This is a genomic window from Dactylosporangium thailandense (assembly GCF_059739745.1).
This window is the reverse complement of the sequence record NZ_AP029195.1, coordinates 2,142,097-2,165,780: the sequence shown is the minus strand read 5'-3', so window position 1 is coordinate 2,165,780 and position 23,684 is coordinate 2,142,097. Positions and strand designations below refer to the sequence as shown.

The 23,684-nt window shown below is 75.1% G+C and carries 23 protein-coding genes; 12 read left to right on the top strand and 11 right to left on the bottom strand.

Annotated elements, in window-relative coordinates; translation table 11 throughout:
* Positions 1-35: 35 nt before the first annotated feature.
* Together AC6JBM_RS09450 and AC6JBM_RS09445 are read right to left on the bottom strand one after the other, a co-directional pair.
* Positions 36-470 (bottom strand): hypothetical protein, encoded by a 435-nt coding sequence (locus AC6JBM_RS09450; protein WP_497983213.1) that lies wholly within the window; start codon positions 468-470, stop codon positions 36-38.
* Positions 467-985 (bottom strand): RNA polymerase sigma factor, encoded by a 519-nt coding sequence (locus tag AC6JBM_RS09445; protein WP_497983212.1) that lies wholly within the window; start codon positions 983-985, stop codon positions 467-469. The genes AC6JBM_RS09450 and AC6JBM_RS09445 overlap by 4 nt, the downstream gene beginning before the upstream one ends.
* A gap of 322 nt (positions 986-1,307) precedes the next feature.
* Between AC6JBM_RS09445 and AC6JBM_RS09440 the strand changes: the two genes are divergently transcribed.
* The 3 genes from AC6JBM_RS09440 to AC6JBM_RS09430 are packed head-to-tail and all read left to right on the top strand — an operon-like array spanning position 1,308 to position 3,247.
* Positions 1,308-2,432, top strand: coding sequence for an LCP family protein (locus tag AC6JBM_RS09440; RefSeq protein WP_497983211.1), 1,125 nt, complete (start codon positions 1,308-1,310; stop codon positions 2,430-2,432).
* A complete protein-coding gene (locus tag AC6JBM_RS09435) occupies positions 2,429-3,058 on the top strand; it encodes a polysaccharide deacetylase family protein (RefSeq protein WP_497983210.1) in 630 nt (209 codons plus the stop codon). Before AC6JBM_RS09440 ends, AC6JBM_RS09435 begins: the two co-directional genes overlap by 4 nt.
* A gap of 3 nt (positions 3,059-3,061) precedes the next feature.
* The gene (locus AC6JBM_RS09430) at positions 3,062-3,247 is read left to right on the top strand and encodes a hypothetical protein (protein ID WP_497983209.1); all 186 of its coding nucleotides are present in this window, start codon (positions 3,062-3,064) and stop codon (positions 3,245-3,247) included.
* A 51-nt stretch (positions 3,248-3,298) separates the two neighbouring features.
* On the opposite strand, the gene AC6JBM_RS09425 is transcribed toward AC6JBM_RS09430, so the two are convergent.
* A complete protein-coding gene (locus AC6JBM_RS09425; RefSeq protein ID WP_497983208.1) occupies positions 3,299-3,421 on the bottom strand; it encodes a hypothetical protein in 123 nt (40 codons plus the stop codon).
* Between the two features lie 229 nt (positions 3,422-3,650).
* Positions 3,651-5,888 (bottom strand): FUSC family protein, encoded by a 2,238-nt coding sequence (locus AC6JBM_RS09420; RefSeq protein WP_497983207.1) that lies wholly within the window; start codon positions 5,886-5,888, stop codon positions 3,651-3,653.
* A 59-nt stretch (positions 5,889-5,947) separates the two neighbouring features.
* Here AC6JBM_RS09420 and AC6JBM_RS09415 point away from each other — a divergent pair, with 59 nt between their 5' ends.
* The 3 genes from AC6JBM_RS09415 (at position 5,948) to AC6JBM_RS09405 (ending at position 8,255) form a co-directional block, all read left to right on the top strand.
* A complete protein-coding gene (locus AC6JBM_RS09415) occupies positions 5,948-6,592 on the top strand; it encodes a biliverdin-producing heme oxygenase (protein ID WP_497983206.1) in 645 nt (214 codons plus the stop codon).
* A gap of 16 nt (positions 6,593-6,608) precedes the next feature.
* Complete coding sequence (locus AC6JBM_RS09410) at positions 6,609-6,914, top strand: DUF2470 domain-containing protein (RefSeq protein WP_497983205.1); 306 nt, start codon at positions 6,609-6,611, stop codon at positions 6,912-6,914.
* A gap of 177 nt (positions 6,915-7,091) precedes the next feature.
* Positions 7,092-8,255 carry a site-2 protease family protein gene (locus AC6JBM_RS09405; protein ID WP_497983204.1) on the top strand — a complete coding sequence of 388 codons (1,164 nt, stop codon included), beginning with the start codon at positions 7,092-7,094 and terminating at the stop codon, positions 8,253-8,255.
* Between the two features lie 73 nt (positions 8,256-8,328).
* Here AC6JBM_RS09405 and AC6JBM_RS09400 read toward each other — a convergent pair whose 3' ends face one another.
* From AC6JBM_RS09400 to AC6JBM_RS09390, 3 genes are read right to left on the bottom strand one after another with little or no spacing between them, the layout of a single operon-like run.
* A complete protein-coding gene (locus AC6JBM_RS09400) occupies positions 8,329-9,402 on the bottom strand; it encodes an ABC transporter permease (RefSeq protein WP_497983203.1) in 1,074 nt (357 codons plus the stop codon).
* Complete coding sequence (locus AC6JBM_RS09395; protein WP_497983202.1) at positions 9,399-10,292, bottom strand: ABC transporter ATP-binding protein; 894 nt, start codon at positions 10,290-10,292, stop codon at positions 9,399-9,401. Before AC6JBM_RS09395 ends, AC6JBM_RS09400 begins: the two co-directional genes overlap by 4 nt.
* Positions 10,293-10,340: 48 nt before the next feature.
* On the bottom strand, positions 10,341-11,021 hold the full coding sequence (locus tag AC6JBM_RS09390; protein ID WP_497983201.1) for a response regulator: 681 nt from the start codon (positions 11,019-11,021) through the stop codon (positions 10,341-10,343).
* A 28-nt stretch (positions 11,022-11,049) separates the two neighbouring features.
* Here AC6JBM_RS09390 and AC6JBM_RS09385 point away from each other — a divergent pair, with 28 nt between their 5' ends.
* The 3 genes from AC6JBM_RS09385 to AC6JBM_RS09375 all read left to right on the top strand — a co-directional run bounded on the left by AC6JBM_RS09385 (position 11,050) and on the right by AC6JBM_RS09375 (position 15,533).
* A complete protein-coding gene (locus tag AC6JBM_RS09385; protein WP_497983200.1) occupies positions 11,050-12,660 on the top strand; it encodes an amidohydrolase in 1,611 nt (536 codons plus the stop codon).
* 74 nt (positions 12,661-12,734) lie between these two features.
* Entirely contained in the window at positions 12,735-13,151 is a 417-nt protein-coding gene (locus tag AC6JBM_RS09380) for a cellulose binding domain-containing protein (protein ID WP_497983199.1), read from the top strand.
* Between the two features lie 306 nt (positions 13,152-13,457).
* On the top strand, positions 13,458-15,533 hold the full coding sequence (locus AC6JBM_RS09375; RefSeq protein WP_497983198.1) for an ATP-binding protein: 2,076 nt from the start codon (positions 13,458-13,460) through the stop codon (positions 15,531-15,533).
* A gap of 4 nt (positions 15,534-15,537) precedes the next feature.
* On the opposite strand, the gene AC6JBM_RS09370 is transcribed toward AC6JBM_RS09375, so the two are convergent.
* The gene (locus AC6JBM_RS09370) at positions 15,538-15,681 is read right to left on the bottom strand and encodes a hypothetical protein (RefSeq protein ID WP_497983197.1); all 144 of its coding nucleotides are present in this window, start codon (positions 15,679-15,681) and stop codon (positions 15,538-15,540) included.
* Between AC6JBM_RS09370 and AC6JBM_RS09365 the strand changes: the two genes are divergently transcribed.
* Positions 15,665-15,946 (top strand): hypothetical protein, encoded by a 282-nt coding sequence (locus AC6JBM_RS09365; RefSeq protein ID WP_497983196.1) that lies wholly within the window; start codon positions 15,665-15,667, stop codon positions 15,944-15,946. The two genes, AC6JBM_RS09370 and AC6JBM_RS09365, sit on opposite strands and share 17 nt — an antisense overlap.
* A 46-nt stretch (positions 15,947-15,992) precedes the next feature.
* Positions 15,993-18,590: an ATP-binding protein gene (locus AC6JBM_RS09360; protein WP_497983195.1), complete on the top strand. Its 2,598-nt coding sequence runs from the start codon at positions 15,993-15,995 to the stop codon at positions 18,588-18,590.
* 16 nt (positions 18,591-18,606) lie between these two features.
* Here AC6JBM_RS09360 and AC6JBM_RS09355 read toward each other — a convergent pair whose 3' ends face one another.
* The 3 genes from AC6JBM_RS09355 to AC6JBM_RS09345 are packed head-to-tail and all read right to left on the bottom strand — an operon-like array spanning position 18,607 to position 21,700.
* Positions 18,607-18,924 carry a Rieske (2Fe-2S) protein gene (locus AC6JBM_RS09355; protein WP_497983194.1) on the bottom strand — a complete coding sequence of 106 codons (318 nt, stop codon included), beginning with the start codon at positions 18,922-18,924 and terminating at the stop codon, positions 18,607-18,609.
* The gene (gene nirB, locus AC6JBM_RS09350) at positions 18,921-21,353 is read right to left on the bottom strand and encodes a nitrite reductase large subunit NirB (protein WP_497983193.1); all 2,433 of its coding nucleotides are present in this window, start codon (positions 21,351-21,353) and stop codon (positions 18,921-18,923) included. The genes AC6JBM_RS09355 and nirB overlap by 4 nt, the downstream gene beginning before the upstream one ends.
* Positions 21,350-21,700, bottom strand: a complete 351-nt coding sequence (locus AC6JBM_RS09345) for a molybdopterin oxidoreductase (protein WP_350624109.1) — start codon at positions 21,698-21,700, stop codon at positions 21,350-21,352. The genes nirB and AC6JBM_RS09345 overlap by 4 nt, the downstream gene beginning before the upstream one ends.
* A 110-nt stretch (positions 21,701-21,810) precedes the next feature.
* On the opposite strand from AC6JBM_RS09345, the gene asnB reads away from it, so the two are divergent.
* The gene (asnB, locus tag AC6JBM_RS09340) at positions 21,811-23,577 is read left to right on the top strand and encodes an asparagine synthase (glutamine-hydrolyzing) (protein ID WP_497983192.1); all 1,767 of its coding nucleotides are present in this window, start codon (positions 21,811-21,813) and stop codon (positions 23,575-23,577) included.
* Positions 23,578-23,684 lie beyond the last annotated feature (107 nt).

Here is a 23,684-nt window from a genome sequence, read left to right as displayed (position 1 = left end):
CCGTGAGACGAGACCGGGCACCCCGAAGGGCGTGGTTATCCGTCCAGTTCTCGCTTGCGGCGCAGCAGTGCGGCCCGCCGGGTCAGGCCGCGCCGCAGGTTGGCGAGCGCCGCGAGGAGCAGGGCCGCGACGACGACGAGGGCCACCGGGCGAGCCGCGATCACGGCCACGGGGACGGCGACCGCCACCGTCGCGGCCAAGCCGAGCCAGGCCGCCACCACGCGGTCGAGGGCGAAGAGCGGGAGCCGGCGCATGAGGACCCAGACGGCGTAGGCGACCCAGGCGAGGCCGACCGCGATCATCGCGCCGAACGCGGCCTGGGTGCGGGCCGGCAGGGCCGGTTCGGTGGCCCACAACAGGCCGGTGAGCAGGGACATCGCGGCGCCGGCGAGGAGTACGGCTACCACGGCCAGGCGGCGGCGCAGTGACAGGCGGCCGGAGAGACGGGCGAGCATGTCGTCGGGGGTCACCGGGAGTATCCCTTCTGCACGAGGGCGTCCCGCAGCAGGCGGCGGGCTCGGTTCAGGCGGGACTTGACCGTCCCGATCGGTACGGCGCAGATCTCCGCGCAGGTCTCCAAGGACAGGTCCTGCAGGTAGAACAGGATCAGGATCTCGCGCTCGCGCGGCGGCAGGGCCGAGAGCGCCCCGGCCAGCTCGGTGCGGTCCAGCACCTCCGCGACGGCGTCGGGCGACGCGACGTCGGACAGCGGTTCCTCCGGGCGGGCGTACTCCTCGCGCAGCCGGTTCGTCACCGCGCGCCGCGCGATCGTGAACAGCCACGGGGTGAAGCGGGCCGGGTCGCGCAGGCGCGGCAGGCCCCGCAGCACGGCCACCCACACCTCCTGCGCCACGTCGTCGGTGACGGCCGGCGGGAGCATCCGCCGCACGTACGACCAGATCGGGTCATGCCAGGCCCGCACCAGCTCGGCGAAGGCGTCGCGCTCGCCGAGCTGGCAGCGGACGACCAGGCGTTCATCGGTCATCACTGCCTCCTCACCCAGCACAGTCGGGACGCCGGGCCGCCAGGTTCACGCCGGTCGGCGCGATCCGCGGTGCCGCGAGCAACGCACGGGTCTCAGTCTGCGCAAATCGCGCCCGAATCGCGGCTGCGGCACAAAAGCGGCGGCCGACGAGCCACGGCTGCGGCGCAAGGCAGAGGCGCAAGGCAGAGGCGGCCGGCCGCGTCAAGGTCGGCCGACACCGGCTGAAGTGCGGGAAACCCGTAGCAACTGTGCGGCTTAGGGCGGTCACCCGAGCCCGCCGCTGCGGCGACGCTGGGACGTCGGTCGCGGCGAAGGGAGCGCAATGCGCGGCAGGAGCCCGTTGTGGGCGCGGCTGTGCCTGATCGCCGGTGCGCTGCTCCTCACGGCCAGCGCCGGCTCGCTCGTCGGCGGCAGCGTCCTGCTGGCGCACTACGGCGGCCAGGTCACCCACCCCGGCGGCCTCGGCTCGGCGGCGGCCGGTCACGACATCGACGGGCCGCTCGACCTGCTGCTCGTGGGCATCGACGAGCGTGACGGCAACGCGGCGATGGGCGCGCGAGCCGACTCGATCATCATCGCCCACGTGCCGGCGAGCCACGACATGGTGTACCTGACGAGCATTCCCCGCGACACCAGGGTCGTCATCCCGGCGGACGCCCGCACCCAGTACCGCGGCGGCACCGACAAGATCAATGCCGCCTTCGAGTTCGGCTACCAGCACGGCGGCGGCCGCGACGAGGGGCTGACGCTGCTCGCCGAGACGGTCAGCGGCCTCGCCGGGGGCCTGAAGTTCAGCGGGGCCGCGATCGTCAACTTCGACGGGTTCAAGGACCTCGTCGACGCGCTCGGCGGCGTGCACATGTGCGTGGACGAGCGCACCACGTCGATCCACACCGGATGGAACACGCGGACCGGGCAGGAGGGGGAGCCGTACAACTTCAACGCCGCCGGCATCCCGACCACCCTGAAGCCGAACATGCGCCCGCAGGTGTACGAGCCCGGCTGCTCGGACATGGCCAGCTGGCAGGCCCTCGACTACGTGCGGCAGCGCGACAAGCTCGCGGACAACGACGGCGACTACGGCCGGCAGCGCCACCAGCAGCAGTTCATCAAGGCGATGCTGACCAAGGCCACCAGCGCCGGCGTCCTCACCAACCCGCAGAAGGTCGACCACATGCTCAACTCGATCGGCAAGGCGGTCTCGTTCTACAACAACGACATCCCGCTCGCCGACTGGATCCTCACGCTGCACGGCATCACGCCGGAGCACCTGGTGACGCTGAAGGCCAACGGCGGCCACTTCAACAGCGAGGTCGTCGACGGCCAGTCGTACGAGGTCCTGGACGCCACCACCAAGGCGCTGCTCGCCGCCATCGGCCAGGACCGGGTCGCCGAGTTCGTCGCCGCCCACCCCGAGCTCGTCGGCGACGCCCCGGGCACCGCGTGAGCGCGAAGGTCTCCCGGCGCTCGCTGCTGCTCGCCCTGGGCGGGATCGGGCTGCTGGCCGGGTGCGGCGAGGACCACGCGAGCTGGCACGGCGGCGACATACCCGGCGACTCGCGCCCGGCCGACGCCGCCTCGCCGGACCCGTCCGGTTCGCCGCTGGTCATCCCGCCGGCGAACCCGCCGACGCCCGGGGTGTGCCCGTCGCCGGGCGGGCTCGGGCCCAAGGGCCCGCAGTACACCCTCCCCTGCCACGGCACCGAGATCGCCCTCACCGTGGACGACGGGCCCGACCCCGCCTACACCCCGAGGATGCTGGCGCTGCTCGCCCAGCAGGGGATCCGCGCCACGTTCTGCATGATCGGCCGCAGCGCCGCCGCGCACCCCGATCTCGTCCGGCGGGTCCTCGACGGCGGCCACCACATCGCCAACCACACGTTCAGCCACCCGATGAACATCGCGAAGCTGCCGGCGAGCGCCGTGCGCGCCGAGATGGCGAAGGCCACCGACGCGATCGCCAAGGCGTCGGGCAACGGATACCGGCCGACGCTGTTCCGCGCCCCCGGCGGCGCCTGGTCCCAGACCGTGCTGGCGCAGTGCGGCACCCAGGGACTGCGCGCGCTGGACTAGACCGTGGACCCGCGGGACTGGAGCCGCCCCGGCGTGCAGCACATCGTGTCCACGATCCTGAAGCAGACCCATCCGGGCTCGATCATCCTCGAGCACGACGGCGGCGGCAATCGCGAGCAGACTCTCACCGCGCTGGGTGTCGTCCTGCCCCGGCTCCGTGACGCTGGGTACACCTTCGCCCAGCCGTGAGGGGGACGTGCGGCCGGCACCGGCGTGCCGGCCGCACCCTTTCCCGGACGCCTAGAAGTGGAAGTCCTGCGTCGTCACCTTGCCCGAGCCCATCGACGCGACGGCCGGCGCCCCGACCGACATCATCACGGCGAGCAGCGCGGCGGCCGCGATCCGGACCAGCTTGCGTTGCACGTGTACCTCCTTCTCGTGCGCGTTGCCGAGCCCGCAGCGTGCGACGCCCCGCTTAGCGGCGAGTTGGAGGCCACTTGCAGCAGACCTGGCGCCGTGCTCCGGCCGGGGCCTCACCCGTCCGCCAGGTCGCGGCACCCGTCCCGGTCGTAGGGTGTGTATCCACGGCCCGCCCCAGGGCATGAAACAGCGTGGCGAACCGGTCCGCGTCGGCCTCGATCACGGCGCGAGCCTAGCTGTCCGCCGCCTGCATCGATTCGTCCTGGTCGAGGGCGGTCACGGTCAGGCCGAGCTGTTCGGCGATCACCGCGAGCGAACCGTCGATCAGCTGCAGGTCGCGCAGGGCCAGCTGCGGCGCCGCGGTGTCGGGCAGGGGCAGGGCCGCGGCGAGGGCGGCGAAGCGCGACGCCGAGCGCACGTACGGGCCCGGCGAGTCCCGCCGCAGCGCGGCGACGAGCGCCTCGATCGAGGCCTGCAGCGTGTCCGCCGCGAGCCGCAGGGCCTCGGGCGGCAGGGCGGCGGGAGTCGCGTCGGCCAGGAGGTTGCGGGCGTAGTTGCGCGAGGCCGAGAGGCTGTTGGCGAACAGGATGCGCGCCGACGGGACCGGCAGCAGCGGCACGCCGAGCGCCGCCAGGGTCGCCGTCAGCGCCTGGTAGGCGGCGTCCAGGCGGCGCACCCCGGCCCGCAGGTCGGAGCCGGTGCTGAGCACTCGCGCGTCGGAGCCGGTGCTGAGCACCCGTGCGTCGGAGCCCGTGCCGAGGAGCTGCGGGTCGGAGCCGGTGCCGAGGAGCTGCCGCACCGCGGAGTCGACCACGCCGGACAGCGCGGTCAGGTACTCGCGCGTCGCGACCCGCACGACCCGGCCGGTGCGCAGGGGCATCACGGCGAGCACGGTGAGCAGCGCCACCGCGGCGCCGATGGCCGTCTCGCCGAGGCGCAGCAGGAGCAGGTCGTCGGAGTACTCGCCCAGCTCGACGTAGAGCTGGGAGACCGCGATCGTCACGGCCATGACGAACCACGCGTAGCTGGAGCGCATCAGGTAGAGGCCGAGGAACAGCGCCGCCACGATGACCGCCAGGGCGGCGTACACGTGCGGGCCGATCGCGTGCGCGAGCAGGGCGCCGACGAGGACGCCGGCCACGGTGCCGATCACGCGCAACGAGCCCTTGCGCAGCTGCTCGCCGGCGTTGTGCGCGCCCATGAACGTGACGAAGGCGGCGATGACGGCCCAGTACCACCGCCTATGGTCGACCGCGTAGCCCAGGACGAGCGCGACGGTCGCGGCCACGGCCATCTGCCCGGCGACCCGCACGTTCGGGGGGATTCCAGACCGGCCGATGCGCCGGACGGTCTGCGGCTCCTCGGAGGCGGTCTGGCTGACCCCGGCCGAGCCCGGCAGGAAGCCGCCCGCGAGCTCGGCGGCGGCGGCGAAGAGCACGTCGGGCTCGTCGGAGGGGAGCCCGCGCAGGCCGTACAACGCCTCCGCCACGGCGCGCAGACAGCCGCCGAACCGGTGCGCGACGATGCGCTGCGGCCCCTCGGGCAGCTCCTCCAGCACGGCGCGGCCGGCGGCGTCGGCGCGGGCGGCGTCGAGCTCGCCGACGGCCGCGAGCCCCTCCCGCACCAGGTCCCGCAGCGCGGGCGGCAGGTCGGCGCCGGCGAGGGTGACGGCGAAGCGGGCCAGGTTGGTGACGGCGAGCTCGAGGTCGAACAGGCGCTGGTGCACGATGCCGGGGCTGGTCCCGGCCGGCAGCGCGCCGGGGCGCTCGAGGTAGGCGTCGGCCATGAGCGCGGCCTCGTTGAACGCCAGGGTGCGCCGGCGCAGGCGCCGGACGAGCCGCTCCCGGCGGCGGGGGGCCGGGGACTCGGTGAGCGCGAGCGCGGCAGCCGCCACCGCGCGGGAGCGGGCGCCGAAGGAGCGGCGCAGCCGGGCCAGGGTGCGGTCGTTGCGGATGCGGAACAGGGTGAGCTGCAGGCCGACGGTGACGGTGACGGCGAGGACGACCTCGACGGCCAGCCAGCCGAGGGACCGCAGCGTGATCACGCCGTGCAGGAAGAGCCCGAAGAAGGTCCCGATGAACGCGAAGCTGCCCCCGAAGAAGCCGCGGGGGCCGAACCGCCGCAGGTAGGCGCCACCGGTGAGCACGACGATCACGGCGACGAAGCCCCAGAGCTGGTACGGGGCCAGGGCCAGGCCGAGCGCCATGCCGCCGAGCACCGGGATCGGGATGAGCGCGAGGTTCAGCGCCTGCTGCCGCGGGGTGTCGAACATCGGCGCGGCGAACACGCCGCAGAGGGCGATGACCGCGCCGAGCATGAGCGGGACGACGGGCACCGGATCGTGCCGGGCCTGGACCAGCAGCCACTCGGCGGCCATGGCGGCGGTCATGGTCACGGCGACCTGGGCCGCGAGGCGCACTCGGATTCCGCCCGGATCGTACGCCCGCAGGCGATCGATGAGCGGGTTCACCACCCGAACCTACCATCGCGGATCTTCACCGGAGCCAATGATTAGGTTAGCCTAACCTCGTGGATGAGGCGTTCTCGGCGGTCGTGCGGCGCAGCACCGAGGGTCGGCACCGCGAGGCCGAGCGGGCGGCGTTCCTCGGGGACCTCGTGCGCGGGCGGCTGCCGCTGGCCGCCTACACCGCGATGGTCGCCCAGCACCTGCACATCTATGCGGTACTGGAATCAGCCGCGACGGTCATGCGCGACGACCCGGTCGCGGCCGCGTTCATCCACGACGGACTGACACGGCGACCGGCGCTCGAGGCCGACCTGCACGCGCTGCTCGGCGACGGCTGGCGGGACCGGACGCCGGCGAGCCCCGCGACGCAGCGGTACACGGCCCGCCTCCGCGAGGTGTGCTTCGACTGGCCGGGCGGGTTCGTGGCGCACCACTACACGCGGTACCTCGGCGACCTCTCCGGCGGGCAGTACATCGCCGCCGCCGTGCGCGCGGGCTACGGCACGACCGCGACGAGCTTCTACGCGTTCGACGGCCTCGGCCAGCCGGCCGCGTTCAAGACCAGCTACCGCGCGGCCCTCGACGCCGCGCCGTGGACGGCCGCGGAGCGCACCCGGATCGTGGAGGAGATCCACATCGCGTACGAGCTCAACATCGCCGTCCTCGTGGACCTCGGCCGCGAGTACGCCGCGGACCAGGCCGCCTGACCGGATGAGGAGCGCCATGGCACAGCCGTTCACCCCGGAGGTCGTCGAGGCCGTCAGCCGGCACATGAACGCCGACCACGCCGCCGACAGCCTGCTCATCGTGCGGGCGCTGGGCGGGCGGCCGTCGGCGACCGCGGCGGCGATGACCGGCCTGGACGGCGACGGGATCGACTTCACGGCCGTGGTCGACGGGGCCGAGGTGGCGGCCCGGGTGCCGTTCGGCCGCCCGCTGACCGAGCGCGCCGAGGTCCGCCCGGAGGTCGTGCGCCTCTACCGCGAGGCCTGCGAGGCCCTCGGGGTCGCCCCGCGCGCGAAGGAGTGACATCCGGCGGCTCGCGGCGCCGAGCGGTGGGCCGGCGGGGGCGAAGAAAACCGTGACGATCTCGCCGCCCGGTGGTTCGAGGCCACCGGCCGGTGGGTAGCGCTCGGGCGATGCCGCCGGCCCGTGTCCGCCGCGCGCGGATGGGTGAGGCGCTGCTTCGGGAGGGCGGTGGTGGCAATGGGGCAGACCGCGCGTCTGGGCCGGATCGCCGGCATCCCGGTCGGCGTGCACTGGTCCGTCTTCGTGATCATGCTGCTGCTCGTGCAGGGGCTGGCGGTGGTGATCCTGCCCGGCGGCGCGCCGGGGCACGCGACGGCCGTGTACTGGTCCGTCGCGGTGCTCGTGGCGGTGGTGTTCCTCACCGCCCTGCTGGCCCACGAGCTCGGCCACTCGCTCGTCGCCCGGCACTACGGGGTGCGGGTCCGGGCCATCACCCTGTGGCTGCTCGGTGGCGTCTCGCAGCTGGACGGCGAGGCCCCGCACGCACGCGCCGACCTGCTGATCGCGCTCGCCGGGCCGCTGGTCAGCCTGGCCGGGGCCGGGGTGTTCGCCGCCGCCGCGGCGGTGGTGCGCGCCCTGGGCGGCGGTGCGCTGGCGGTGACCGGGCTGGTCTGGCTGACCGTCGTCAACGTCCTGCTCGGGCTGTTCAACCTGCTGCCCGGCGCGCCGCTGGACGGTGGCCGGGTCCTGGCCGCCGTCCTGTGGTGGGTCCGGGGCGACCGGGCGTCCGCCCGCCGCGCCGCGGCCCGCGCGGGGATCGTGCTCGGCGGCGTGCTGATCGCCGCGGGCTTCCTCCAGGTGCTGCTGACCGCCAACTTCCGCGGGTTGTGGCCGGTGTTGCTGGGCTGGTTCCTCGTCCTGGCCGCCCGGGCGGAGGCCGTCGACGCGGTCGTGCGCACCACGCTGGCCGGGGTTCGGGTCGGTGACGTCATGACGACCCCGGCCGTGTGCGGCTACACGAGCCAGTCCGTCGCCGACTTCGTCGCCACGGTGGCCCGACGCCATCCGCACCGCACCTTCCCGGTCCTGGACCTCGACGGCCACGTGGCCGGCCTGGTCAGCCTCACCCGGCTGGTCAAGGTGCCCAGCGCCGACCGGGAACGGGTGCGCCTGGCCGACGTGTCGGCGCCGGTCGACCCCGCTCGCCTGCTGAACCCGGCCACGACGCTGGTCGACGCGGCCGCGGCGCTGCCGGCCGGCGGGCACCGGCTGGCCCCGGTCGTGACCGAGGGCCGGCTGACCGGGATCGTGACCCACGGCGACGTGGCCCGCGCCACCGAGCTGGCCGAGCTGGGCATCGCGCCGCACCGCGACGGCCCGGCCGAGCAAGATCGCCCGTAGGGGCATCCTGAGCCGTCGAGCCCGGGTCCAGCTCGATCCCGCCGAGGAGCCCCACCGGGAGCGGGCGACACGGTCAGATGCTGCGCAGCTCGCGGTCGCGCCACGCGGCCGACCAGGAGGTGCGGCCGTTGGTGCGCAGCAGCGAGCCCTCGTAGATGCGCGCGCCCAGCAGCAGCGCCCCGGCCGCCGCCGCGGCGAGGATCACCAGGGCCACGAACGGCTCCCAGGTGGCCGCGGAGCCGTCGAAGAGGCGGACGGGCATCGCGGTGGGGGCGGAGAACGGGACGTACGACAGGATGTGCATCGCCGTCGGGTTGTCGCCGAGGAAGATGACCGCGAAGAACGGCAGCATCACGAGCAGCTGCACGGGCATGCCGGCGTTCGACACGTCCTCGAGGCGGTTCACGAGCGCGCCGACGGCGGCCCAGAGCGCGGCCAGCATGATGAAGCCCAGCACGAAGAACGGGATGAACCAGCTCATCGCGGGGGCGAGCAGCGGCAGCAGGTCGCCGGCGTCGTCGGAGAACTGGGAGCCGACGATGCTCACGACCGCGATCAGGGCGACCTGGGCGAGGGCCAGGAGGCCGCCGGCCGCGACCTTGCCGATGAGCAGGGCCCGGACCGGCACCGCCGCGACCAGGATCTCCACCATGCGCGTCTGCTTCTCCTCGACCACGCTCTGCGCGATCTGGATGCCGAAGGTCAGCGAGGTGAAGAAGAACACCAGGGCGAACATGAACGGGACCAGGAACTTGGCGAGCTCGTCAACCGCATCAGGATCCAGCAGGTGTACGTCGGGAGCCACCGACAACGACCGCACGACATCGCCGGGCGCGTCCTGCATCGCGACGACCTGAGGCTTGCCGCCCTGGTCCACGACGGCGGCGTCGGCGTCCCCGTCGCGGACGGTCTTCTCGGGATCGGCGACGACCTTCACCTCCAGCCCCGCGTCGCGCAGCCGGCTCTCGTACGGCGAGGCCTGCGCCACCGCGACCGACGACGGCCCGCCCGCGAACAGCGCCGGCAGCACCGACGAGCCGAGCGCGAACACCAGGAAGAACAGCGTGCTGAACAGGAACGTCTTGTCGCGCAGCTTCACCTTGAGCTCGCGCGCGGCGACGAGCCGGACGGCCTCCAGCAGGTTCATCGGGTCACCTCTCGGAAGATCTCGGCCAGCGAGGGTACGACGGGACCGAACGAGCGCACCGGGCCGCGGGCGAGCGCGGCCTGCAGTACCACCTGATCGTCCGCGGTTTCGGCGAGGTCGAAGACGGCCCGGTCGCCGTCGAGGTCGACGACGGTCACCCCGGCCTGGTCGCGCAGCCAGCCCGTGTCGCCGTCGACGCGCAGCTCGTAGCGGGGCTCGGCGAACTGCGCGCGCAGCTGGTCGCGGGTGCCGGTGGCGCGGATGTGCCCACCGGCGATGATGACCAGGTCGTCGCAGAGCCGTTCGACGACGTCGAGCTGGTGGCTGGAGAACAGCACCGGCACACCGGCCGCGGTCCGCTCGCGCAGCACCCCGACGACGGTGTCGACCGCGTGCGGGTCGAGGCCGGAGAACGGCTCGTCGAGCACGAGCAGCACCGGGTCGTGCACGAGGGCGGCGGCGATCTGGGCGCGCTGCTGGTTGCCCAGCGACAGCTGCTGCAGCGGGTCGTCGGCGCGCTCGCCGAGGCCGAGGCGGTCGAGCAGGTCGGCGGCGTTGCGCTTCACCTGCTCCAGCGACAGGCCGTGCAGCCGGCCGAGGTAGACGAGCTGCTCGCGGACGCTCATCTTCGGGTACAGGCCGCGCTCTTCGGGCATGTAGCCGACCTGCCGCCGGATCTGCGTGCTCAGCGGCGTGCCCTGCCACGTGACCGAGCCGGAGTCGGCCGCGAGGACCCCGAGGATGATGCGCATCGTCGTGGTCTTCCCGGCGCCGTTGGCCCCGACGAAGCCGGTCATGCGACCGGCCCCGACGTCGAACGTGACGTCCGAGAGCACCTGCCGGTCGCCGAAGCGCCGGTTGACCCCCTCCACCCGCAGTGCGTCGCTCATGACCATCACGGTAGGCGCCGGGCGGCCCCGGCGAATCCGGCTGGCGATTTACCCCCGGAGTCCGTCGCGCGACGGACCCGGCCTCACCACGCCGTGCTCGTAGGCGAAGACGACCGCGGCGGTGCGGTCCCGGAGCTGCAGTTTCGTCAGGACCCGGCTCACGTGCGTCTTCACGGTGGCCTCGCCCAGGTGCAGGCGCGCGGCGATCTCGGCGTTCGTGGCGCCCCCGGCCAGCTCGACCAGCACCTCGCGCTCGCGCGGCGTCAGCTCCTCCAGCCGCGCGTCGGCGCCACCCGCGGGCCGCCGCCCGGGCCGCGCGAACGCCGCGATGACCCGCCGCGTCAGCTCCGGCGCGAGCAGCGCGTCCCCGCGCGCGACGATCCGCACCGCGTCGATGAGCGCCTCGGGCGTGCCGTTCTTGAGCAGGAACCCGCTGGCCCCGGCCTCGAGCGCGGCGAAGAGATAGTCGTCACGGTCGAACGTGGTGAGCATGAGCACCGCCGGTGCCGGCCCGGCCGCGGTGATCTCCCGGGTCGCGGCGAGCCCGTCGACGCCGGGCATCTCGACGTCCATGAGCAGCACGTCGGCGGGGGTGCTGCGGGCCAGCTCGACGGCCTGGCGGCCGTCGGCCGCCTCCCCGACCACGCTCAGGTCGTCCTCCGTCTCGAGGATGACCCGGAATCCCGTGCGGACGAGCTGGTGGTCGTCGGCGAGCAGCACCCGAATCATGCCCGCGACCTTAGTATCCTCTCGCCTCATGGGTGCGATGGTGTTCACGGGCGGGCCGATCTGGACCGGCGACGGCTCCCGGCCACAGGCGCTGGCCACTGCTGGTGACCGCATCATCGCCGTCGGCGATCTTGCGGACGTGCGCGCGGCGGTGCCGGGGGCGCACGAGCGCGTCGACCTCGCGGGCCGAGCGCTCATCCCCGGCCTGTACGACGCCCACGTGCACCCGGTGCAGGGCGCCCTCGAGCGGCTGCGCTGTGACCTGTCCCACCTGCACGACCGGGCGGGCTACCTGGACGCCGTGGCCGCGTACGCCGCGTCGCACCCCGGCCGCGCGTGGATCACCGGCGGCGGCTGGTCCATGTCCGCGTTCCCGGGCGGGCTGCCGGTGCGCGAGGACCTCGACGCCGTCGCGGCCGACCGCCCCGTGTTCCTGCCCAACCGCGACCACCACTCCGCGTGGGTCAACTCGGCCGCCCTGCGCGCGGCGGGCATCGACGCGTCCACCCCGGACCCGCGCAGCGGCCGGATCGAGCGCTCGGCCGACGGCTCCCCGTCCGGCGTCCTGCACGAGGCCGCGATGGACCTCGTGACCCCGCTGCTGCCGCCGGACACCGCGGCCGACTACGACCACGCGCTCATGGAGGCGCAGCGGTACCTCTTCTCGCTCGGCGTCACCGGCTGGCAGGACGCGATCGTGGGCTCGTACGCGGGCTCCCGCGACCAGTTCGGCACCTACGTGTCCGCGGCCGAGTCGGGCCGGCTGCGCGCGCGGGTCGCCGGGGCGCTGTGGTGGGACCGCGACCGCGGCCTCGACCAGCTCGAGGACCTTCGCGCCCGGCGCCGGCTCGAGGGCCGGTTCGTCACCCGCACCGTGAAGATCATGCAGGACGGCGTGGCCGAGAACTTCACCGCCGCGATGCTCGAACCCTATGTCGGCAAGGATTTCTGCGGTACGTCCAATGTGGACCCGAGCCGCCTTTCGTCCTATGTGGACGCGCTGGACGCCGCGGGGTTCGCGGTGCACTTCCACGCCATCGGCGACCGGGCCGTCCGCGAGTGCCTCGACGCGGTGGCGGCGAGCGGCAACACCCAGCGCCACCACATCGCCCACCTGCACGTGGTGGACCCGGCGGACGTGCCCCGCTTCGCGGCGCTGGACGTGACCGCGAACATCCAGTCCCTGTGGGCCACGCACCACGAGCAGAACGACACCCTGTGCGCGCCGTTCTTCGGGCCGGGGCGGGTCGGGCACCAGTATCCGTTCGGGGACATCGCGCGGGCGGGCGGCCGGTTGGCGGCGGGGAGCGACTGGCCCGTGTCCACGCCCGACCCGTGGCCGGCCATGCACGTGGCGGTACACCGGACGGAACCTCCGGGCTCGGCGGAGTCCGCGTGGCCGATGGCGCAGACGCCGATGCTGCCGGAGCAGGCCCTGACGCTGGAGCAGGCGCTGCGGGCCTACACCGCCGGCTCGGCGTACGTGAGCCACCTGGACGCGCGGATCGGCACCCTGGAGCCGGGCAAGGCCGCGGACCTGGTCGTGCTGGACCGCGACCCGTTCGCGCCGGGCACCACCCTGCACGACACCCGGGCCGACCTGGTCTTCGTGGACGGCTCACCGGTCCACGAGCGCTGAGGCGGCGTCCGATCCTGTCCGGCCGTGTCCGAGATCGCGGGCGGGACGGCCCGGTCATCGTCCACGATCCCGCCATGACCAGACATCGCCTCGCCCGGGGCCTCGCGTGCGTGCTGGCGTCCGCCGCCGTGCTCGCCGCCGCCCCGGCCCCCGCGTCCGCCGACCCCACGCCCGCCCCGTCCTGCCAGGTCCAGCTGATCGCGTTCCCGCCCGGCTTCGAGGCCGTGATGACCGTCAAGAACACCACCGCGACCCCGCTCACCGGCTGGCGGCTCGCCTTCCGGGTGGACCCCGCGGTGACGATCTACAGCGGCTTCGGCGGCACCATCACCCGCGACGGCGCCTCCGCGACCGTCACGCCCGCCCCGTGGTTCACGACCCTCCAGCCCGGCGTCCAGGCGAACATCGGCTTCGGCGGCTCGGCTGTACCTTTCACGCCGCCCACCGCCTTCACGCTCAACGGGGTGCCCTGCACCCCCTCCGGCTGGTAGCCTGCCCGTCCCCACGCCGGGTACCGTCCCGGCATCGGTCCCCACGCCGCACCGGCCGCCGGCATCGCAACGCTCGCCGACCTGGGCCGGGCCCTCCGCGACCTGCGCCGCCGGCACGCCCGGGCCGGCGGCGCCGGCGAGCTGACCTACCGCGAGCTGGCCGCCGCGACGGGCTGGTCCCGCGGCGTCATCGGCGGCTACCTCTCCGGCCAGGTCCTGCCGCCGACGGACCGCTTCGACGCGCTCGTCCGGCTGCTCGGCGCGACCCCGGCCGAGCAGGGCGCCCTGGCCACGGCCCGGGACCGGGTGGCCGACGCCCGCCGCCGGGCGCCGGTGCGGCCCGGCGTGCCCCGGCAGCTCCCCCTCGACTGTGCCGGCTTCAGCGGCCGCGAGGCACCGCTCGCGGCGCTGTCGGAGGCCGGCGGCGGCGTCGCGCTCATCGTGGGCACCGCCGGGGTGGGCAAGACCGCGCTGGCGGTGCACTGGGCCCACCGGTCGGCCGGCCGCTTCCCCGACGGCCAGCTCCACGCCGACCTGCGCGGCTACGACCCGGACCGGCCGCTCCCGGCCGCCGACGTCCTGGCCGGCTTCCTGCGCGCCCTGGGCGTCGACGGCCCCGGCATCCCCCGCGACGAGGCCGAACGCGCCGCGCTCTACCGCACCCTGATCGCCGGGCGCCGCCTGCTCGTGCTGCTCGACAACGCGGCGGGCGCCGACCACGTGCGCCCCCTGCTCCCGGGCACCGGGTCGTGCCTGACGCTCGTCACGAGCCGCGACGACCTGACGGGCCTGGTGGTCCGCGAGGGCGCCCGCCGCATCCGTCTGGACCCGCTCGCCGCCCCCGAGGCGACCCGGCTCCTGCGGACCCTGCTGGGCGCGCGGGTCGACGCCGAGCTCGAGGCCGCCCACGCCCTCGCCCGCCGGTGCGCCGGCCTGCCGCTGGCGCTGCGCATCGCCGCCGAGTTCGCCGCGGCCCACCCCGGCCTGGGCCTGGACGAGGTGGTCGCCGACCTGGACCGCCTGGACACCGGCGACGCCCGCAGCGCCGTGCGGACCGTGTTCTCGTGGTCGTACCGCCACCTGACCGCGCCCGCCCGCCGCCTCTTCGCGCTGCTGGGCCTGCACCCCGGCCCGTCCCTGAGCGCCGCCGCCGTGGCCGCCCTGGCCCCGGACGCGCCCATCGCCGAACTGGTCCGAGCCCACCTGGTCACAAGGGTCGGCGCCGACCGCTACGGCATGCACGACCTGCTGCGCGCGTACGCCGCCGAGTCCGCCCGGGCCGCCCTCTCCCCCGGCGAGCGCCGCCGCGCGCTGACCCGGCTGCTGGACCACCACGTCGTCGCCGCGCGGGCCGCCGCCGCGACGCTGTTCCCGCACGACCTTCCCGAAGTCCCGCCCATGCCCGGCGGCGCGGGCACCGCCCGGCGGGTCCTGGACCAGGATCGGGCCGGCCTCGTCGCCCTGGCCGGGCACGCCGACGCCGAGCACGCCATCGCCCTGTCCGAGGCCCTGTGGCGCTACTTCGAGGTCGGCGGCCACGCCCGGGACGCCCTGGCCGTGCACGGCGCCGCCGCGCGCGCGGCCCTGCGCACGGCCCCGGGGGGCGCGCCGGAGCGGATCGCCCGGGTCCTGACCAACCTGGGCGGCACGTTCTGGTGGCTCGGCGAATACGCGAGGGCCCGCACCTGGTACGTGCACGCGCTGGCCTGGCACGACCGCGGGACCGACGTCGCCGGCCGGGCCCGCACCCGGGCCCGGCTGGGGCTGGCCCACGAGCGGCTGGGCGAGTACCCGCAGGCCCGGGCGTGCCTGATCGGCGCCCTGGCCGGGTACCGCGCCGCCGCCGACCCCCACGGCGAGGCCTCGCAGCTGCTCAACCTGGGCGGCCTGCACCGCCGCCTGGCCCGCTACGGGCTCGCGCGCCGCCACCTGCGCCGGGCCGCGGCCCTCTTCGCCGCGCTCGGCGACGTCCGGCTGGAGGGCTACGCCCTGGGCAACCTCGGCGTGGTGGAGAGCCTGGCCGGCCGGCACGAGGAGGCCCTGCGCCACCTGCGGCGCGCCCTGACGGCCTGCCGCGCGGCCCGCGACCGCGGCGGGGAGGGCAGCGCGCTGGCCGCCCTGGCCGCGGCCCAGCTGCGCCTGGAACGGGGGCCGGAGGCGCTGGACGCGTTCGAGCGGGCCCTGTCCATCGCCCGCGAGACGGGCGAGCGCAGCCTGCACATCGAGGCGCTCAACGGCCTCGGCGCGACGCTGCACGCCCTGGGCCGCCCCGGCGCCGCGGCCGCCCGCTACCGAGCCGCCCTGGATCTGGCCCGCCGGGCCGGCGACCCCGACGAGACCGCCCGCGCGCTGGCCGGCCTGGCCGGCCTCGGCGAGCGCTGAGGCGTCACATGCCGGTGCGGGTCCAGCGGCGGACGGTGTAGTGGATGCGCGCCTCGCCGGCGAGCGTGCGCGCGGCCACGCCCGCGAGGGAGCCGAGCAACCACACGCAGGGCACGAGCGCCAGCCCGGCCGTGACCGACAACACCACGTCGACTCCTGTTCGCAAGCTTCTGGGCACCACCATCGTCGCGCCGACGCGTGACCATACCGGGTGCCGGCCGGTCGCCTCCAGGGTGCGATCGATCACTGCAAGATCTGGCCTCGGCGGCACGGCCTCCTGGGACGACGACCTGGGCATGCTCACCGTCCAGCTCGGCAAGAACGTGCTGTGGCTGCAGGTCGGCCACATCAAGGCCGACGACAAGCTGGAGCGGGCCAAGAAGCTGGTCGGCATCGTGCGCAAGCGGATCTGACCCGTCGGCGCGCCGGCGGCGCCGGGCTGGACCGTACGATCGGCGGATGGAGCTGTGGGAGCGGTCCGCGGCCCTCGACCGGCTCGATGACCTGCTGCGCCGGGCCGGCGACGGCGGGCGGGTCGCGGTCGTGTCCGGCGAGGCCGGGCTCGGCAAGTCCGCCGTCGTCGCCGAGTTCGCCCGGCGCTGCGGCAGCCGCGCCCGAATCCTGTGGGGCGCGTGCGACCGGCTGGTCACGCCGCGGGTCCTCGGGCCGCTGCGGGACATCGGCCGGCAGACCGGCGGCGCCCTCGCCGCCCGGCTGGACGCGGGCGCGGCCCCGGGCGAGGTGTTCGCCGCGTTCCTCGACGAGCTGTCGGGGCCGCGGCAGCGGGCGCGGCCGGTCGTCGTGGTCGAGGACGCGCACTGGGCCGACGAGGCGACGCTGGACTGGCTGATGTTCCTCGGCCGGCGCGTCGACCGGGTCGCGGCGTTGCTCGTGCTGACGTACCGCGACGACGAGCTCGGCCCGGAGCACCCGCTGCGCGGCGCGCTCGCCGCCCTGCCGAGCCGGGCCGTCGACCGGATCGCGCTCGCCCCGCTGTCGCCGGAGACGGTCGCCGAGCAGGCCCGCCGCGCCGGGCGCGATCCGGTCGTGGTGCACCGGCTCACCGGGGGCAATCCGCTGCTCGTCACGGAGCTGCTCAAGACCGGGGCGGCCGAGGTGCCGGCGGCGGTACAGGATCTGATTCTGGATCGGATGCGGGCACTGCCCGCGGCCGCCCGCGAGCTGGCGCAGCTGGTGTCCGTGGTCCCGACCCGCGCCGACGGGGCGCTCGTCGCGGACGCGCCCGACCCGGTGGACGAGGCGATCGCGGGCGGAGTGCTGGTGCCGTCCGGCGACGGCGTGGCGTTCCGGCACGAGCTGCTGCGCGGCGCCGTCGAGGACGCGCTGTCGCCGGCGCGGCGGGCGGCGCTGCATCGGCGGGTGCTCGAGGTGCTGGCCGGGGTGGCGGGCGTCGACCCGGGCCGGCTGGTGCACCACGCCGTCAACGCGGGCGACAGCGGGGCGGTGCTGCGCTACGGCCGGATCGCCGGGGCCGGCGCCGCGCGGCAGGGCGCGCACCGCGAGGCCGCCGCGCACTACCGGGCCGCCGTCGAGCACGCCGAACGGCTCGCCCCGCCCGAGCGGGCCGCGCTGCTGGAGGAGTACGCCGGGCAGGCCTACCTCGCCGGGCCGCACGACGAGGGCCTGCGCGCCCGCCACGCCGCGCTCGCCCTGCGCGAGTCCCTGGGGCAGCCGGACCGCGTCGGCGAGAACCTGCGCTGGATCTCCCGGCTGGCCTGGTGGACCGGCGACGCGCAGCTGGCCCGGCGGGCGGCCGGCCGGGCGGTGACCGTGGCCGCCGAGCTGGGCGGGGAGCAGCAGCTCGCGACGGCGTACGGGAACCTGGCGCAGCTGTCCTGCCTGACGTACGAGCTCGACGAGGCCGTCGCCTGGGGCGAACGCGCCCGCGCCGTCGCCGAGCGGCTCGGCGACCTCGACACCGCGCTGTCGGCCACGATCAGCGTCGAGACGGCCCGGCTCGCCCTCGGCGTCCCCGGCGCGCGGGAGGCCCTGGAGACCGCGCACCGCACCGCCGCCGACCACGGGCTCACCGAGCACGCCTCCCGGGCGCTGGGCAACATCGCCGGCGTCCTCGCCGACGAGCTGGCGCAGTACACCGACGCGGTGGCGGCCACCGAGGCGGTCGACGCGTACGCGGCCACGCAGAACCTCGACGGCTGGGCCCTCTTCGGGCTGGGCGTCCGGTCCCGGCTCCGGCTGGAGCGCGCCGAGTGGGACGACGCGCTCACCGACGCCGACGAGGTCATCGCGCGCTGCGGCGGGACCGGCATCAACGCCGTGCTGCCGCTGGCCGTGAAGGGCCGTATCCTGGCCGCCCGCGGGCACCCCGACGCGTCGGCGACGCTCGACGCCGGGCTGCGAGAGGCGCTGCGCGTCAACGCCGTGCAGTTCGTCGCGCCGGTCGCCGACGGCCGCTCGGAGTACTTCCTGTGGGCCGGCGACCCGCAGGCGGCCCAGCGGGAGGCGCTGCGCGGGCTGGAGCTCGCCGCGACCGTCGACGGCCAGCCCTTCGTCACCGGCCGGCTCGCCTACCGCTACCGGCGCGCCGGCGGGACCGGCCCGCTGCCGGAGAGCATCGCCCGCCCGTACCGCCTGATGATCGACGGCGAGTGGCGCGCGGCCGCCGACGAGTGGGCGAGCCGCGGCGCGACGTACCTGCGGGCCGAGGCCCTCGCCGCCGGGGACGAACCGGCCGCGCTGGAGGCGCTGCGCCTCTACGACGCCCTCGGCGCCGCGAAGCCCGCCGACCTCCTGCGGGCCGAGCTGCGCCGGCGCGGCGTCGCCAGGGTGCCGCGCGGCCCGCGCCGGGCGACCGCCGCCCACGCCGCCGGCCTGACCCCGCGCCAGGCCGACGTCCTCGGCCTGCTCATCGAGGGCCTGACCAACGCCGAGATCGCCGCCCGGCTCACGCTGTCGGCGAAGACCGTCGACCACCACATCTCGGCGGTGCTGGCCAAGCTCGGGGTGACCAGCCGCGCCCAGGCCGTCGCGGTCGCACACCGCCGCAACCTGGGCGGCGCCGGGCGCCTCCCCTGACCCGCTACCCGCCGCATCAACCGGCGGGGATGTCGATGACCACCTGTCCCCGCGGGTCGACGGTCGCGGGGTAGACGGTCAGGTTCGGCTGGCCCGTGGTCGAGCACCCCGTCGCCAGGTCGAACGCGTGCTGGTGCAGGGGGCACACCACCTGCCGCAGGTCGGTCAGGCCGTCGGCCAGCGGGCCGCCCCGGTGCGTGCAGATCGCGGACACGGCCCGCACCGAGCCGTCGCGCAGGTGGAAGACCGCGACCAGCGCGCCGTCCACGTCGTAGGCGCGGCCCTCGCCCGGCGGGATCGACGTCAGCGGGCCGAGCACCGTCCGCACGATCACGGCCGCCTCACCGACTCGAACTGGCCGGGCGTGGCCGTCGCGTGGCGTTCGAGCCACGGGTCGCGGTAGGCCGCGACCGAGTCGGCGATGGCGGCGTCGAGGCGCTCGGCCCAGCCGAAGGCGTCGTCGACGATCGCGAGGCGGAGGTGGTCGATGCCGAGCCGCGGGACCCACGCGTAGGTGCGCTCCAGCCAGTTCGCGCTCTCCCGGTAGTACTGGATGAAGCGCCCGGTCAAGGTGAGCACCTCGGCGGGGGTGGACACCGTGGCGAGCAGGTCGCCCTTGCGCACGTGCGCGCCGGCCGCGCCGCCGACGTAGATCTCCCAGCGGCCGCCCTCGATGGCGACCACGCCGAGGTCCTTGACGTAGGCCTCGGCGCAGTTGCGCGGGCAGCCGGTCACCGCGAGCTTCAGCTTGCCCGGGCCCTCGATGCCCTGGTACCGCTCCTCGATCGCGATGCCGAGGGCCGTGGAGTCGCCGAGGCCGAAGCGGCAGAACTCGGCGCCGACACAGGTCTTCACGGTGCGGAAGGATTTGCCGTACGCCCACCCCGACGGCATCCCGAGGTCCTCCCACATCGCCGGGAGGTCCTCCTTGCGCACCCCCAGCAGGTCGATGCGCTGCCCGCCGGTGAGCTTCACCATCGGCACCTCGTACTTCTCCGCGACCTCGGCGATGCGCCGCAGCTGGGCGGGGGTGGTGACGCCGCCCTTGAGCTGCGGCACGACCGAGAAGGTGCCGTCGCGCTGGATGTTGGCGTGCACGCGGTCGTTGATGAACCGCGCGTCGCGCTCGTCGACGTAGTCCGCGCCCCACATCATGCGCAGCAGCGAGGCGAGCCCCATCTTGCTCTTCGCGTCCTCGGCCCCGCCGGGCGCGAGCGCCGCGAACACGGCCGACACCGACCGCAGCCCGTGCGCACGGATCGCCGCCATCAGCGATGCCTTGTCCATCGGTACGCCCGGCACGTACCACGACGCCGAAGGATCCTCCTGCGCCGCGCCGCCCGCGGCCCACTCGACGATCTGGGCCACCAGCGTCTTGCACGAGCCGCAGCCCTTGCCGGCGCGGGTGGCCTCCATCGCGGCGCCGACCGACCGGGCGCCCGATGAGACGGCGTCGCCCAGCGCGCGCTTGGTGACCCCGTTGCAGTTGCACACCTGCAGGTCGTCCGGGAGCCCGGCCACGTCGTCCGGGGCCGAGCCGAGGTCGAACAGCAGCTCGGCGCGCTCGGGCGGCAGGGGCAGGCCCTCGTGGTACGCCTGCGTCAGGGAGGCCGCCTTGCGCACGTCGCCGACGAGGGTCGCGCCCACGAGCCGGCCGTCGCGGATCACGACGCTGCGGTAGACACCGCGGCGCGGCTCGGCGAACACCACCGTCTCGTCGTCGTCGCGCTCGCCCTCGCGCAGGCCCATCGAGGCCACGTCGACGCCGGCCACCTTGAGCCGGGTGGCGGTGCGGGTGCCGTGGTACTCGGCGGCCGGGTCGGCCCCGGTGATCTGGTCGGCGAGGACGCGGGCCTGCTCCCACAGCGGCGCCACGAGGCCGTAGGTCTCGCCCCGGTGCTGGACGCACTCGCCGACGGCGTAGATGTCGGGCTCGTCGAGGGCGCGCATCCGGTCGTCGACGACGATCCCGCGCTCGACCACGAGCCCGCTCGCGGCGGCGAGGTCCGCGTTGGGGCGGATGCCGGCCGCGACCACCACCACGTCGCAGGGGATGTCCCGCCCGTCGCGCAGCCGGACGCCGGTGACCGCGTCGCGGCCGAGGATCTCGGTGGTGCGGGCGCCGGTGACGACCTCGATGCCGAGCGCCTCGACGCTGCGGCGCAGGATCGCCCCGCCCTGCGCGTCGAGCTGGGCGTGCATGAGGTGGCCGCCGGAGTGCACGAGCGTCACGTGCGGCAGGTGCGCCTGCAGGCCGCGGGCCGCCTCGAGGCCGAGCAGCCCGCCGCCGATGACGACCGCGCGCTCGTGCTGCCGCGCGTACCGGATCATGGCGCGGGTGTCGTCCAGCGTGCGGAACGCGAAGACGCCCTGGTGGTAGCCGCGGCCCGGGTGCCGGATGCCGGGGATCGCGGGCACGTGGGCGCTGCTGCCGGTGGCGATGACCAGCTTGTCGTACGCCCGCGCGGTCCCGTCCTCGGCGAGCACCACGCGGGCGAAGCGGTCGATGCGGGTCACGCGGACGCCGGTGCGCAGCTCGATGCCGTGCTCGCGGTACCACTCCAGGTCGTTGAGGAAGATCCCGGCCTCGTCCTCGGCGCCGCTGAGCACGTTGGACAGCAGGATGCGGTTGTAGTTGCCGTAGGGCTCCGCACCGAACATCGTGATGTCGAACAGCTCCGCGCCCCCGCGCCGGAGGATCTCCTCGACCGTGCGCGCGCCGGCCATCCCGTTGCCGACCACCACCAGCCTCTGTCTGTTCATGACACCTCCACCAGCCCCAGGTCCACGACGACGGTCGCGCAGACCCCGGCGGGCGCGGCGGCGTGCAGCTCGATGCCGGAGCCGGGCTCGAGGTCCTCCACGACCCGCAGGGCCACGTGGGTGTCCGCCTTCGCGCCGACCGGGAAGTACCGCATCGGGTGCCCGTCCCGCATGAGCACGAGGCACACGAGCTCGGCGGCGGCGTTGCCGGCGCGCAGGTACACCGGCTGCGTGACGGCCCCGTCCGGCACCACGTAGGTGAGTGCCGCGTCGAGCGGCGACGGCGCGTCCAGACCCTTGCCCTCGAAGGTGTAGACGCCTTGCAGGAAGCGGGGAGTGCTGCGCATGCCGCCCATGCTCGCCACCCGGTGTTGCCGGGCCGTCGCCCGTTTGTTACCGCACCTGCCCGGTCTGCTCACAACGGCGGATCCGCCTCGGAGAGGGCCGCGGATGTGCTGTGCTGAGGGAGTGCGGAATCGTCGGCTGGGTCGGCTTCGACCATGACGTTCGCGCACACCGGCCGACGCTGCGCGCCATGACGGCCACCATGGCGCTGCGCGGGCCGGACGGCGAAGGGGTGTGGCTCGGGCGGCATGCCGGGCTCGGGCACCGGCGGCTGTCGGTGCTCGACCCCGGAACCGGGGCGCAGCCGATGCTCGCCGTGCGCGACGGGCGGGTGCTGGCGGCGGTGACGTACAGCGGGTTCGTGCACAGCCTCGGCGGCCCGCGCACCGACACCGAGGAGGTGCTGCGCGCCTACCTGCGCTGGGGTGAGGACTTCGCCGGGCACCTGGAGGGCATGTTCGCGCTCGCGGTGTGGGACGAGCGGCGCGAGTGCCTGCTGCTGGTCCGCGACCGGCTCGGGGTCAAGCCGCTGTACTACCAGCCCGTCCCCGGCGGCGTGCTGTTCGCGTCGGAGCCCAAGGGCATCGCCGCGCACCCGCTGGGCCGGCTGCGGGTCGGGCTCGACGGGCTGCGCGAGCTGCTCGCGAGCGTCCGGACGCCCGGGCATGCGGTGTACGCCGGCCTGCGCGAGGTCCGCCCCGGCGAGCTCGTGCGGGTCGACCGCGACGGGGTGCGCGCGCGGCGGTACTGGCGCCTGGCCGCGGCCGCGCACACCGACGGACCCGAGTCCACTGTGGACACGGTGCGGGGGTTGGTGGAGCGGGCGGTACAGGCGAATCTGCACACGGCCGTCCCGCGGTGCGCGCTGCTGTCCGGCGGCCTCGACTCCACCGTGGTCGCCGGCCTGGCCGCGCGGGAGCTGGGCTCGCTGCGCACGGTCGCGGTCGAGGTGCCCGGCTCCACCGACGGCCCGCACGCCCGTGCTGCCGCCGAGGCGCTCGGCACCCGCCACGAGTCGGTGGTCCTGGACGCGGCGGCGATCGCCGACCCGCTCCCCCGGGCCGAGGCCCTCGCCGCTCTGGAGTTCCCGACCGGCCTCGGCGATTTCCACACGTCCTTGTACCTGCTGTTCCGCGCCGTCGCCGAGCACTCGACGGTGGCCCTGTCCGGCGAGGGCGCGGACGAGCTGTTCGGCGGCTACCCGTGGTGCCACGACGAGCGGGCGCGCGACGCCGGCACGTTCCCGTGGCTCGTCCCGCCCTACCTGGTCCGCGCCGACCCCGACGGCCCGCCGGCGGACGTGCTGGATCCCGGCCTGAGCACCGCGCTGGACCTCGTCGAGTACCGCGACGCCGCCTACCGGGACGCACTGTCCGAAGTGGACCACGTGGACGACGAGCCGCAGCCGGACCGGCGCATGCGGGAGGTGCGCCACCTCCAGCTGACCCGGCTCCTGCCGATCCTGCTGGACCGCACCGATCGGATGAGCGCCGCGTGCGGGGTCGAGGTCCGCGTGCCGTTCTGCGACCACCGGCTGGTCGAGTACGTGCACAACGTCCCGTGGTCGCTGCACACCGCCGACGGCCACGAGAAGAGCCTCCTGCGCGCGGCCCTGCCCGCGCTGGCGCCGCAACGCCGCAAGAGCCCCTACCCGACGGTGGCGGATCCGGCGTACGAGCTGGCCCTGCGCGCCCAGCTCATGCACGTCCTCGAGGACTCGTCCAGCCCGGTGCTGCCGCTGCTCGACCGGACGCGGGCCTGGCACCTAATCGTGGCGCCCATCGCGCCGCCCGGCCACGACGCGGGCCGCCGGGCCCTGGAGCTCGTCCTCGGCCTGGACCTCTGGCTGCGCCGCCTTCCGGTGACCCTCTCCCTCTGAGCGCCGCTCGCCTTCGCCCGGGCCCGGTCCCCCCGCACGGCACCCGATGCGGAATCGATGATTTTCGGTGGAATCGACCCCGTCCCATCGGCCGACCCGAGGGGTCC